Annotated in this window: 7 protein-coding genes and 4 pseudogenes; 10 read left to right on the top strand and 1 reads right to left on the bottom strand. The window is 54.3% G+C overall.

Features of this window, described 5'->3' with window-relative positions:
- From ACZ89E_RS11325 to ACZ89E_RS11290, 8 genes and pseudogenes are all read left to right on the top strand, one after another.
- Window positions 1-582 carry a hypothetical protein gene (locus tag ACZ89E_RS11325; RefSeq protein WP_463260115.1) on the top strand — a complete coding sequence of 194 codons (582 nt, stop codon included), beginning with the start codon at window positions 1-3 and terminating at the stop codon, window positions 580-582.
- 37 nt (window positions 583-619) lie between these two features.
- Window positions 620-1,087, top strand: coding sequence for a DcrB-related protein (locus ACZ89E_RS11320; protein ID WP_463260116.1), 468 nt, complete (start codon window positions 620-622; stop codon window positions 1,085-1,087).
- Window positions 1,088-1,092: 5 nt separating this feature from the next.
- On the top strand, window positions 1,093-5,283 hold the full coding sequence (locus ACZ89E_RS11315) for an RHS repeat-associated core domain-containing protein (RefSeq protein WP_476255669.1): 4,191 nt from the start codon (window positions 1,093-1,095) through the stop codon (window positions 5,281-5,283).
- On the top strand, window positions 5,268-5,807 hold the full coding sequence (locus tag ACZ89E_RS11310) for a hypothetical protein (protein WP_463260122.1): 540 nt from the start codon (window positions 5,268-5,270) through the stop codon (window positions 5,805-5,807). Before ACZ89E_RS11315 ends, ACZ89E_RS11310 begins: the two co-directional genes overlap by 16 nt.
- Before the next feature lie 29 nt (window positions 5,808-5,836).
- Window positions 5,837-7,824, top strand: a pseudogene (locus ACZ89E_RS11305) (RHS repeat-associated core domain-containing protein); the annotation flags it as partial.
- Window positions 7,821-8,195 (top strand): hypothetical protein, encoded by a 375-nt coding sequence (locus ACZ89E_RS11300; RefSeq protein WP_476255668.1) that lies wholly within the window; start codon window positions 7,821-7,823, stop codon window positions 8,193-8,195. The pseudogene ACZ89E_RS11305 and the gene ACZ89E_RS11300, both read left to right, overlap by 4 nt.
- A 166-nt stretch (window positions 8,196-8,361) precedes the next feature.
- Window positions 8,362-9,846 (top strand): annotated as a pseudogene (locus tag ACZ89E_RS11295) (RHS repeat-associated core domain-containing protein); the annotation flags it as partial.
- Window positions 9,843-10,439, top strand: coding sequence for a hypothetical protein (locus tag ACZ89E_RS11290; protein WP_476255667.1), 597 nt, complete (start codon window positions 9,843-9,845; stop codon window positions 10,437-10,439). The pseudogene ACZ89E_RS11295 and the gene ACZ89E_RS11290, both read left to right, overlap by 4 nt.
- Window positions 10,440-10,492: 53 nt before the next feature.
- Here the strand turns inward: ACZ89E_RS11290 and ACZ89E_RS11285 are convergent.
- Window positions 10,493-10,726 (bottom strand): annotated as a pseudogene (locus ACZ89E_RS11285) (DUF6861 domain-containing protein); the annotation flags it as partial.
- Here ACZ89E_RS11285 and ACZ89E_RS11280 point away from each other — a divergent pair.
- Together ACZ89E_RS11280 and ACZ89E_RS11275 are read left to right on the top strand one after the other, a co-directional pair.
- Window positions 10,722-12,614 (top strand): annotated as a pseudogene (locus ACZ89E_RS11280) (RHS repeat-associated core domain-containing protein); the annotation flags it as partial. The pseudogenes ACZ89E_RS11285 and ACZ89E_RS11280 overlap by 5 nt on opposite strands.
- Before the next feature lie 356 nt (window positions 12,615-12,970).
- On the top strand, window positions 12,971-13,510 hold the full coding sequence (locus ACZ89E_RS11275; protein ID WP_476255666.1) for a hypothetical protein: 540 nt from the start codon (window positions 12,971-12,973) through the stop codon (window positions 13,508-13,510).
- The last annotated feature ends 14 nt before the right edge of the window (window positions 13,511-13,524 follow it).

Here is a 13,524-nt window from a genome sequence, read left to right as displayed (position 1 = left end):
ATGACCAGAACCAGCATTTACGATCGCATTTCCGCCAAGCGTATTGCCCTGGAGGAAGCCGCGCGCCTTGAGCAGCAAAATGCGCCGGTCGTTGAGCGAGAGCCCGAGCCGGAACCCATGCCTGTCGTTGCCCTGAAAAGCACGCCCAGCAGCTTCAATTTCGGCGGTTTCAATCTGGAATTCCCAGCGGGTTTCAACTTCCGCGATATCCAGACGACCATCGAACACGAAGGCGAGCCGATCATCCTGACGATCAAGCGTCGTGATGTGGCGCAAGGTCAGAACCTGGAAAAGCTGTTCGACGCCTCCGTGCAGATGTTTCGCACGATTTATCCGGAGTTACGCGTCATCCGACAGCGCGAGTACAGCGTGGCGGGCAGTGCCGCGAAGTCTCTGGATTTCCATTTCAAGATCGGTCACGCCGAACGCCACGGACGCCTCGTAGGCGCCATTGTTCCTGTCGCCGGCAGTGACGAAGTGCAGTGGCTGAATATTTCTTGCGTGATTGATCCGACCAAGCCTGTCCTCAGTCTTTGGCTTGTTGATTTTGACAGCATGCTCGAAGGCCTCGCAGCGCGCTGAACGCATACTTTTTTCGATTTTCAGGAATTTACATCACATGGATTACGAGTTGCAGGAAGGCAGCATCGCGTTGCCGCAAGGTTTTCAGGACCGCACGGTGAATATGTTTGTACTGGGGGCGAGCGTTCCTGCGCCGTTGAGCATCACCATCTCCCGGGACATGCTGCTGCCCGCCGAGGTGCTCAAAGCCTACGTTGATCGTCAGGTGAAAATGCTTGCCTCCAAGCTGCGCGGCTACACCCTGCTAGGCAAAAAGGCGGTTGCGCTGTCGACCTCTGCGCCGATCGACGGCATCCAGATCGATGCGTATTACATGACCGATGGTCGACCGTTCTATCAGCGCCAAGCGGCATTTCTGATTGAGCCCGGCCGCGCAATTATTTTCTCCACCACAGCCCAGGCCGATTTCAGTAGCGAGCAAAACCAGAACTGGATGGACCTGCTGGCCAGCTTCCAGCCTCGCCTGCCCGGCGCAACCAAGACCGACTCCAGCGAACAGGAGTAACGGCCATGTTTGAAGCCGCAAGGTTTGGCGATGAAATCGCTCACACCAGTGCCCTGGGCGGGTTTCTGATCGGTGCCGCGCTCGGTATTGCGCTGATCGCCACGGTTGCTATCGCGACGTTCACCTGTGGGTTTGGTGTGGCTTTGTTGGCGGGTCTTGCGGCAGGCGTCGGAGGTAGCTTGCTGACTGCCGCAGGGGAGGCGATCGGCAGTATGTTTTCATCGCCCTCCGGGACCATCGTCACCACATCGGACAACGTATTCATCAATAGCCGCAAGGCCGCGCATGTCGAAAAAAGCATTGGCGCCTGCGACAAGCATCCCGGTCCGGTGCAAGTCGCGGAGGGCTCGACCAACGTCTTCATCAATGGCACAGCGGCGGCTCGCAAGGGCGACAAGATCACCTGCGGTGCAAAGATTTCCAGCGGCTCGGGCGATGTTTACATTGGCGGTGGCACACACCGCTATCTGCCGGTAGACGACGAAATTCCCGGCTGGCTACGAACCACAGTCGATATCCTCATGGCAGTCGCCGGTGCGGCGGGCGGTATCGCTCAATTGATCAAGGCAGGGACGCAGGCCGGCATGAAAGCCATCATGCCCTGCGTGTTGAAATTCACCGCCGGCTTCGTCGCCGGTGAGGTGGCCAGCCGTTACGTGATCGGGCCGGCCATCGAGCGTGCGGTCGGTGGTCTGATGGGCAACCCTGTTGACGCCACCACTGGGCGCAAGGTCATTCCTGACGAAACCGACTTCAGCCTCCCGGGCCTGATGCCCATCGAATGGTCACGCTTCTATGCCAGCGACCTGACCGTCGACAGCGTGCTCGGCCGGGGCTGGGTATTGCCCTGGGAACAAAGCCTGCGTCGCAGTGGCAACTTCGTTTACCTGACCGACAACCAGGGGCGCAGTGTGCCGTTTGTGGACGTGCCGCCGGGGGGCCGCATCTACAATCCTCACGAGCAGGTCTATCTGGTTTGCACCGAAGGCGGTCACTACCTGCTGCAAACCCTCGACAACATCTTCTTCTACTTCGGCGAAGTACCGGACGACAACGCCCCCGTACCGCTGCAACGCATCGAAAACGCCCTCGGCCATTTCCTGCATTTCACCCATACGGTCGAAGGCACGCTCACCGACATCAGCGCCACCGGCGGCGTACGTGTTCACCTGCACTACGACAACCCGCTGGGTCGCCTGACCGACGTCAAACGCATCGTCGACAACCAGGCCGTCGAAACCCTGGTGCAATATCGCTACGACGACAATGGCCAGCTCATCGAGGTGATCAATCGCAACAGCGATTCGGTCCGACGCTTCAGCTACGCCGACGGCGTCATGGCCAGCCACAGCAACGCTCTGGGTCTGACGTGTAATTACCGCTGGGAAACCATCGGTGAGCAGCCCCGTGTGGTGGAACACTGGACCAGCGACGGCGAGCATTACCATTTCCGCTACGACGTGACGGCCCGCACCACATGGGTTGCCGATGTGCTCGGGCGCGAAGCTGAAATTCACTACAACGGCGATCATCGCGTCATCGCCAGTCGCGATTTCGGTGGCGAGCACTACGTCATCGACATCGACGACAGCGGCAACATGACCGGTCTGACGCTGCCCGATGGCAATACCATCAAGCTCAAGTACGACGACTACGCGCGATTGGTCGAAGAAACCGATCCGCTCGGGCGCAAGATCAAGTACCAGTATCACCACCTGACCACGCTGGTCACGCAGGTCGATTATCCCGACGGCAGCACCTGGAAAGCCCGCTACGACGCCAAGGGCAACCTCATCGCCGAAGTCGACGCGCTGGGCAACAAGACCGAATACCTCAACAGCGACGACGGTCTGCCGCACACCCTCATCGACGCCACCCAAAAATCCAAATACCTGTGGTGGAACACCCTGGCCCAGGTCGAACGTTTCCAGGATTGCTCGGGTAAAAACACCCACTACCGTTTCGACGAACGCCATCACCTGATCGCCGTCACCGATGCCCTGAATCAGACCACCACCCTGGAACGCAAACCCGACGGCGAAGTGCTGCGCATCCAGCACCCGGACGGCAGCGCCGAGTCGTTTACCTACAACGCCCTCGGCCAGGTCTTGACGCACACCGACGGCAAAGGCCAGACCAGGCGCCTGCTGCGCACCGCCCGAGGTCTGCCAAGCAGCCGCCAGGACGCCAAAGGCCAGCGCATCCGTTACGAGTACGACCAGGCCATTCGCCTGACCGCGCTGGTCAACGAAAACAACGCGGCTTACCAGTTTGCCTACGACGCGTCCGATCGTCTGATCGAAGAAAAACGCATCGACAACTTGACCCGCCAGTTCAGCTACAATCTCGGCGGGCATCTGACGCGTGTCGACGAAATCGGCTACGGCGAACGCGCCGAACGGCCACAGCGCCACACCGAATTCGAGCGCGACACCATCGGCCGCCTACTGGCCAAGCTCAACGCCGATGCGCGTCAGGATTACACCTACGACGACGCCGATCGCTTGCTGTCCATCGAGCGCCTGCCTACCGCTAACGGCAAGAAGCTCGGCATTTCTGAAGAAAAACTCGAATTTGCCTACGACCTGCTGGGTCGCCTGATCAAAGAGACCACCCCCCAAGGCGCTCTGTCCTACGACTACGATCCGCTGAGTAACCTCACCACGCTGACCCTGCCCACCGGTCAACACCTGAACCACCTGTACTACGGCAGCGGCCACCTGCACCAGCTCAACCTCGACGGCCAACTCATCAGCGACATGGAACGCGATGACCTGCACCGCGAGGTGTTGCGTACCCAAGGCAAACTCACCAGTTGTTTTGGCTATGACGCCATGGGCCGCAAGGCCTGGCAATTCGCCTCGACCCTGCCGGCAGAGAAACTCTCGCAGATTCTCAATCCCGGCATCCAGCCCGAGCTGCTGGTGGAGCACGCCTACAACCCGATCCATCGGCGTCATCAATACGACCCCGCCGGCGAACTGACCCGCACCCTCGACAAACTGCGCGGCGAGATCAAGTACGAGTACGAAGCCAACGGCCAGTTGCACAGCCGTGATACCGGCAAGTTGGTGGACAGTGAAGAGTTCCGCTACGACGCGGCGGCGAACCGGTTGAACTTCAACACCAGCCAGTTTGATCACGTGAAAGACAACCGGATCAAGCAATGGCGGGATCAGGAATATACCTACGATGCGTGGGGCAACCTGATTGAAAAGCGTATTGGGATGAGCCGGCTGCAGACGTTCAGTTACGACTGTGAAAATCGGTTGGTTAAAGCTGAGACCTTGGTGGGCGGCAAGCTGGAAAGTACCGGGGCTTATCGCTACGACAGTCTCGGACGACGTGTTGCCAAGGTGTCGGAGGTCAACGGGGTCACCGAGCAGAAGAATTTTCTGTGGCAAGGCTTGCGCATGTTGCGTGAGGAAACGCCGGGGCAGAGTAACCTCTACGTTTACGAGCCAGGAAGTTATGCGCCGTTGGCGCGAGTGGACCAGGAGGAGGGTGGGGAGCAGACGCTTTATTACTTCCATACCGACCAGATTGGTACGCCGCTGGAGATGACTGACCGGGAAGGGCAGATCGTCTGGCAGGCGACGTACAAGGCGTGGGGCTCGATGGAGCGGTTGGACGTCAACAAAGTCGAACAGAACCTGAGGTTCCAAGGGCAGTATTTTGATGATGAGACGGGGCTGCACTACAACACGTTTCGGTATTACGATCCGGAGGTGGGTCGGTTTTTAACGCAGGATCCGATAGGGTTGTTAGGTGGCAGCAATCTCTATGGATATGTCTCGAACCCGATCGGTCGGGTTGACCCTTGGGGACTATCAGAACTATTAGCATTAGTAAACGAAGCACACGGACTGTTGGATAAAACTGCTCAAAAGTTTAAAACTACGGCGATCGGAATAGCCAAAGATGGGGGATTGTTTGTGGCATCTAGTGATAAAACTGTGCCTAAGATACAGAGGGAGTGGGCTCAGTCCAAGGGGATCGGCGTAGTAAACGGTGTCGGCCATGCTGAGGAAACGATCATCAAGGCCGGGAAAGGTGCTACTAATATTGATGCTTCAAGAGGTGTGTGCTTGGATTGTGAGGCTTTAATGAAAGAATATAACGTTAAGACTGACACTCATGCTACTGGTAAAAAAAGTAGAAAACGCATCGGGGGGTCCACGTGCAATATGATTTGATATTTGAATCTGCGGTTGTGGCTAATAAAATAGCTTCGTTAAATGGTAAAGATAAGGTTCTTTTGGGGGCCGCTTATCTGTATCGGCAACAAAGACTTATAGAGGATTTTGATAAAGTCTACGGTGAGCACCTGTCGTCACTATTTGAGGCTGGTATTGGGGCCTGCTTGGAAGGTAGGGTCAAAGCATTAGCGCACTTGAAAGAAGTGGAAGATAATATTCCTGATACCGAAGAGTTTGGTGAGCAAGAAGGTGCCTATGCCCAAAATTTGTTGATAGCTTTGCTTTATTTGCTAAAATTTTCTGCTAGTGAACAGTTTGAGGATTTTGAGAAATCTGCTTCCTTGGCGATAGATAACATAGATCTTGTTAATTATGAAAAAGACGAATCATATGACGAAGAGGCAGTCACGCAAGAAGAGGTCGCTGTTTTAATTAATATGATTGATGAGCTTGCCAAGAGAGTTGAGGGCGCAAGAGATACTAGTGTTGTCGCAATCATTTGTAATGGGTATATGTTGTAGGCAAGTAAATTTTAAAGTTTTTAAGCAACGAGCCGGCCTTCCGCCTGACCGCGCTGGTCAACGAAAACAACGCGGCCTACCAGTTTGCCTATGACGCGTCCGACCGCTTGGTTGAAGAAAAACGCATCGACAACCTGACCCGACGGTTCAGCTACAACCTGGGTGGGCATCTGACTCAGGTTGAGGAAACCGGCTACGGCGAACGGGCCGAACGCTCACAGCGCACCACGGAATTTGAGCGCGACCCCATCGGCCGACTGTTGCCAAACTCAACGCCGATGCCCGTCAGGATTACACCTACGACGACGGCGATCGCTTGCTGTCCATCGAACGCCTGCCTACCGCCAACGGCAAGAAACTCGGAATTTCTGAAGAAAAGCTCGAATTCTCCTACGACTTGCTGGGTCGCCTGATCAAAGAGACCACCCCACAAGGCGCTCTGTCCTACGACTACGATCCGCTGAGTAACCTCACCACGCTGACCCTGCCCACCGGTCAACACCTGAACCACCTGTACTACGGCAGCGGCCACCTGCACCAACTCAACCTCGACGGCCAGCTCATCAGCGATATGGAACGCGATGAACTGCACCGCGAGGTGCTGCGCACCCAAGGCACGCTCACCAGTTGTTTTGGCTATGACGCGATGGGCCGCAAAGCCTGGCAATTCGCCTCGACGTTGCCGGCAGAGAAACTCTCGCAGATTCTCAATCCCGGCATCCAGACTGAGCTGTTGGTAGAACACGCCTACAACCCGATTCACCGCCGTCACCAATACGATCCTGCCGGCGAACTCATCCGCACCCTCGACAAGCTGCGCGGCGAGATCAAGTACGAGTACGAAGCCAACGGCCAGTTGCACAGCCGTGATACCGGCAAGTTGGTGGACAGTGAAGAGTTCCGCTACGACGCGGCGGCGAACCGGCTGAACTTCAACACCAGCCAGTTCGATCACGTCAAAGACAACCGGCTCAAGCAGTGGCGGGATCAGGAGTACACCTACGATGCGTGGGGCAACCTGATTGAAAAGCGTAGCGGCATGAACCGGCTGCAGACATTCAGCTATGCCGGTGAGAATCGGCTGGTTAAGGCTGAGACGTTGGTCAACGGCAAGCTGGAAAGTAGTGGCGCTTATCGTTATGACAGCCTCGGTCGACGAGTTGGCAAGACCTCAATAGTTTCCGGAAAAACCCAGCACAAGAATTTCCTGTGGCAAGGTCTGCGCATGCTGCGCGAGGAAAGTCCGGGGCAGAGCAGCCTGTACATTTACGAGCCGGGGAGCTATGCGCCGTTGGCGCGGGTGGATCAGGCCGAGGGTGAGGAACAGAAGCTTTATTACTTCCACACCGACCAGATCGGTACGCCGCTGGAGATGACTGACCGGAAAGGGCAGATCGTCTGGCAGGCGACGTACAAGGCGTGGGGATCGGTAGAAAAGCTTGAAGTGAACGAGGTCGAGCAGAATCTGCGGTTCCAGGGGCAGTATTTCGACGACGAGACGGGGCTGCACTACAACACGTTTCGGTATTACGATCCGGAGGTGGGGCGGTTTGTTACGCAGGATCCGATTGAGTTGTTGGGTGGGCACAATCTTTATGGTTATTTGTCGAATCCTTTTTCTAGGATCGACCCGTGGGGGTGGTGTGAAACAAAGGGTATGGGAGTCAGTAAATCGGGGCACCATGTCCCCCCTGTGAGAAAGTCAGTAGGTCGACCATTTGAGATTGCAAGATCTGATAAGACTAGACCCACCATATTTCCTCGTGGAAAAAATCCAGAGCATTCACATTGGCTTTTGCATGAAGCTGAGCGACCTCATATCGGACCCCGCCAAGGTGATTTTTCAGGAACAGATGATGAATTGTTTGCGGCTTACAGAAAAGCATATGAAAATATGGATCATATAAAGGTTGATGTGGTTTCACCTAATGGAACGCATGTATTAGGCGAAAACGTGACACCGCGTACGGCAGTAGACCTTATTGAGAACTGGCTGAGGGAGAGTGGCTTGAGATGACTACTGAATCTATAAAAGAACTATCGATTTTAATCCATGAAGAAAATTTTTTTGAAGTGGTTGCTTTGGCTGTTAAAGACTGGGACGAGGCGTTAGACCAAAGAGATAGGGGGGAGTTTGATGCGTTGTGGGTTAAAAGTAATGAGTATTTGAAGAAACTAGACTATAAAATCCCTACTGATGAAATGGAAATTTCAGCGTTAAGAGAGTTTTCTTTCAAGAAAGTGTTCCGTCTAACGCAAAATTCCGAAGCCGCAAGCTATGTGTCTGATGATATCGGAATGATTGGGGAGGCCATAGCAAAAGGACATGTGAGTGAATGGGTAGCGAAGTTACTTGATTCGTACCGCAAAGGTGAATTTCCCTGTTAGCTTTTGGCGATACGGATTGGCTGCTGAAAATCAACCGGTTAACAACAATCTGGCAATGTCTAAGAAAAAATCTAATTCACCCACGACCTGATAGGCCACCAGATACAGGGGCGGGACGTGAGGTGAATTTTGCTACTGAATAGATTCGTTAGAGTAAAGTCGCAGCCAACTCAACCTCGACGGCCAGCTCATCAGCGACATCGAGCGTGACGACCTGCACCGCGAAGTCCTACGCGCCCAAGGCACGCTCACCAGCTGCTTCGGCTACGACGCGATGGGCCGCAAGAGCTGGCAGTTCGCCTCGTGCCTGCCGGCGGAAAAAACTCTCGCAACTGCACAACCCCGGCATCCACCCCGAACTGCTTGTAGAACACGCCTACAACCCGATCCACCGCCGTCATCAATACGACCCCGCCGGCGAACTCATCCGCACCCTCGACAAACTGCGCGGCGAAATCAAGTACGACTACGAAGCCAACGGCCAGTTGCACAGCCGTGACACGGGCAAGCTGGTGGACAGTGAAGAGTTCCGCTACGACGCGGCGGCGAATCGCCTGAACTTCAACACCAGTCAGTTTGATCACGTCAAAGACAACCGGATCAAGCAGTGGCGGGATCAGGAATATACCTACGATGCGTGGGGCAATCTGATTGAAAAGCGTAGCGGAATGAGCAGACTGCAGACGTTCAGTTACGACTGTGAAAATCGGTTGGTTAAAGCTGAGACCTTGGTGGGCGGCAAGCTGGAAAGTACCGGGGCCTATCGTTATGACAGCCTGGGCCGGCGTGTGGCCAAGGTGTCGCAGATTAACGGGATAACCCAACAAAAGCATTTTCTGTGGCAGGGCTTGCGCCTGTTGCGTGAGGAGACGCCGGGGCAGAGTAGCCTGTACGTTTACGAGCCAGGAAGTTATGCGCCGTTGGCGCGAGTGGACCAGGAGGAGGGTGGGGAGCAAACGCTTTACTACTTCCATACCGACCAGATTGGTACGCCGCTGGAGATGACGGACCGGGAAGGGCAGATCGTCTGGCAGGCGACGTATAAGGCGTGGGGTGCGGTGGAGCGTCTGGACGTCAATGTAGTCGAACAGAATCTGCGGTTTCAGGGGCAGTATTTCGATGATGAGACGGGGCTGCACTACAATACCTTTCGGTATTATGATTCGGAGGTCGGGCGGTTTATAACGCAGGATCCGATTGGGTTGGAGGGGGGGAGCAATCTATACAGGTATGCACCAAGTCCTATTGGGTGGGTCGACCCCGAAGGTCTTTCATGCGGTACCGATGCGAAGGTTTTGAGAAAAAACCTCGGCCCTAGTCCTGTCGGTGGAGGGCAATACGACGCGCACCATATTATTATGTCAAATTCTAAAGATCTTAGAATGATCGCCCTGCGAGATAAAATGAATGATCTAGACATAAATATAAACGATAAGAGAAATGGCATATGGTTGCCCAATACCGAGTCAGCCAGAGTTCCAGGTACAGCTGCCACACCGCATAAAGGTGCCGGAGTTCACAGTAACGCCCACAAACAGAGAGTTTTTGACTCTTTGTCCGGGGCAACAACCAAAGGCGAGTTTTTAGTGGGCTTGCGGATATTAAAAAATCGCTTGCTGATGGAGTAAATTTCAAGGGGTTTAAGTTATGAGTATTTCTGAGCTGGAGTCTTTGAAAGACGAAGTTGTGGCAATGCTAAATGATATTAGTGTGTGCAACTATTTTGAAAGTGATCCTGTCCATGATCGAATTTTTTTCTCTAAAGGGCCGTACTTTACAATCTTGCCTCTCGAGTTGGAAATGTCGGGTGTAACGCCGTCTAAAATTATCGACAAAGAGCCAGCAAACAAAAAAAATCTATTCAAACACTACGTAAGTGATGGTGCTGTAGTCAAGATTGAAAGTTGCGACTCGCGCGGCTTTCTTGACGAGTCTGAAATAGTAAAAAAAGTAGATGATAGGTTTATATCTATAAGGAAAAATAAGCACGATGAAGTCCTATCTTTGAAGGTTGTAGATCTTGACTGTGGAAAAGTTGTTCGAGGCTGTAGAGTGGATAGTGATTTTGAATACTGGGCGTACCGTTATGAATGGAAGGATAATTTAATTGATACGATTGTTTCATTTGCGAGTAACAGTGTGGCGGGTACGGTGATTCAAACTGAATTTAATAGTCTAAATCAGGTTTCTAGACTGTTTTTTGTGGCGAATGGTAAAGAGGTAAACATTTACATACGTAAATAGGCTAGTGGTTCAGCATTCGGGTGATTTCCGTGATTCGGAATGTCGAGCCAATACAGGTCCGCAGGCTTGACGCCGTCATCGGCCTGCCACGCGGTAGTGATGTCTTCCTGCAAAATGGAGAGGCAGACCGGCAAGCCCTGGTAGAAATATTCAGCGATGGCCGACAAATGCGGCCCCATCAGGATCAGGTTGCCGACTTGCCGGCCGATGCCCGCACCAGCGGCAGCTCCAGGCGCGGCACAGACCCCGAAGGCAAAGGCTCCCGCCGCGCCGCCATGTTGATCCACCTGGTACCGTTTCGATGAACGCCATCACCTCGTCGCCGTCACCGATGCCCTGAACCAGACCACCACCCTGGAACGCAAACCCGACGGCGAAGTGCTGCGCATCCAGCACCCGGACGGCAGCGCCGAATCCTTCACCTACAACGCCCTCGGCCAAGTGCTGACGCACACCGACGGCAAAGGCCAGACCACGCGCTTGCTGCGCACCGCTCGCGGCCTGCCGAGCAGCCGTCAGGACGCCAAAGGCCAGCGCATCCGCTGTGAATATGACCGGGCCATCCGCCTGACCGCGCTGGTCAACGAAAACAACGCGGCTTACCAGTTTGCCTATGACGCGTCCGACCGGTTGGTTGAAGAAAAACGCATCGACAACCTGACTCGACGTTTCGCGTACAACGTGGGCGGGCATCTGACTCAGGTTGAGGAAACCGGCTACGGCGAACGGGCCGAACGCCCACAGCGCACCACGGAATTTGAGCGCGATGCCATCGGCCGACTGTTGGCCAAGCTCAACGCCGATGCCCGTCATGCTTACACCTACGACGACGGCGATCGCTTGCTGACCATCGAACGCCTGCCCACCGCCCACGGCAAAAAACTCGGCGTCAGCGAAGAGACACTCGATTTTTCCTACGACCTGTTGGGCCGCCTGATCAAGGAAACCACACCGCAAGGCGCCTTGTCCTACGACTACGATCCGCTGAGCAACCTGACCACGCTGACCCTGCCGACCGGCCAACACCTGAACCACCTGTATTACGGCAGCGGCCACCTGCACCAGCTCAACCTCGACGGCCAACTGATCAGCGACATGGAGCGCGATGACCTGCACCGCGAGGTGTTACGCACCCAGGGCACGCTCACCAGTTGTTTTAGCTACGACGCCATGGGCCGCAAGGCCTGGCAGTTCGCCTCGACCTTGCCGGCGGAAAAACTCTCGCAACTGCACAACCCCGGCATTCAACCCGAGCTCCTGGTGGAGCACGCCTACAACCCGATCCACCGCCGTCACCAATACGACCCGGCCGGCGAACTGACCCGCACCCTCGACAAGTTGCGCGGCGAGATCAAGTACGACTACGAAGCCAACGGCCAATTGCACAGCCGTGACACCGGCAAGTTGGTGGACAGTGAAGAGTTCAGGTACGACGCGGCGGCGAACCGGTTGAACTTCAACACCAGTCAGTTTGATCATGTGAAGGACAACCGGCTCAAGCAGTGGCGGGATCAGGAATATGCCTACGATGCCTGGGGCAACCTGATTGAAAAGCGTAGCGGCATGAACCGGCTGCAGACGTTCAGTTATGACGGTGAGAATCGGCTGGTCAAAGCCGAGACGTTGGTGGGCGGCAAGCTGGAAAGCAGCGGCACTTATCGTTACGACAGCCTGGGACGACGGGTGGCCAAGGTGTCAGCGGTCAACGGGGTTACCGAACAGAAGCATTTCCTGTGGCAAGGTCTGCGCCTGTTGCGCGAGGAAAGTCCGGGGCAGAGCAGCCTGTACATTTACGAGCCGGGGAGCTATGCGCCGTTAGCGCGGGTGGATCAGGAAGAGGGTGGGGAGCAGACGCTTTATTACTTCCATACCGACCAGATTGGTACGCCGTTGGAGATGACTGACCGGGAAGGGCAGATTGTTTGGCAGGCAACGTATAAGGCGTGGGGCTCCATCGAAACGCTGACGGTGAACAAGGTTGAGCAAAACCTGAGGTTTCAGGGGCAGTATTTCGATGATGAGACGGGACTACACTACAACACGTTTCGGTATTACGATCCGGGTGTGGGGCGGTTTATTACGCAGGATCCGATAAGTATTCTCGGTGGCGCCAACCTGTACCAATATGCCGTAAATCCTTTGGGGTGGCTCGATCCGCTAGGGTGGGCTGGTAATCCTGCCAATGCTACCCACATTACCTACGAGGGGATAAAAAATGGTAAGCCTTACATCGGATATGCGAGCAAACCAGGTTTAGGACACGCGGCTCAAGATGTATTGGAATATAGATATTCTAGTACTGCTCATTTCGATGTTGCTCCGGAGGCTATATTTGTTGGTGATGGGCAAGCCGGTAAAGACACCGCACGAGGCCTCGAGCAGCGGATATTTGAGGAGCGAGGTGGTCTGGACGGTACATCGAACAAGCAAAATCCTGTAGGTAAAAATAACCCAAACAGAAATCGATATCTCGCGGCTGCTGATAATCATCAGGCGGGCGCTACCAGAACTAGCGGAGCAAAAGGGGTGGCATGTTGAGAAACTTGAAGTGGGAAGAAGGGGCAGTGCTAAGTATTCAGGTTGAAGAGGGGTTATTTACTCTGGCACAAATGAGAGTTAATCACCTCCTTGAAGTCTTCGATGTGTTTAGGTCAGATGAGGATTGGACTGGTGTTGATTTAAATTCATCTGAGATATTATTTTGTATATTTGTGTCTACGAAGAATATCAAAGAGATATTTTCAAGTCGAGTTGGTGACGCCGTTGTGCCAAATAGCCGTCCAGTTAAGAAGCGTATGTTATCTGCCATTTTTGGTGCACCAGGGAGTATGGGAGCAAACCTTATTGATCTTTCTGAGGGGTATTCTAATATTGGCGCTTACCTCATTAAGGCGGCACTGACGCTTGAGGACGATTTAGACATAATTTATAACCACGAATTGTGTGGTATGGTCGGAAATCCTGAAAAAATATTAAAAAGGCTAAAGGTCTACCATGAAACTGGTGTGAACTGGGATGAGTCTAAGGTTTTTCTATTTCCTGATATTAAACCACCGCAACCATCCCGTTGACCATTCTCAAGGAG

The sequence above is a fragment of the Pseudomonas sp. TE3899 genome, assembly GCF_056279105.1.
Note: the sequence above shows the minus strand (reverse complement) of the source record. Positions and strands in the feature narration are given on the sequence as shown.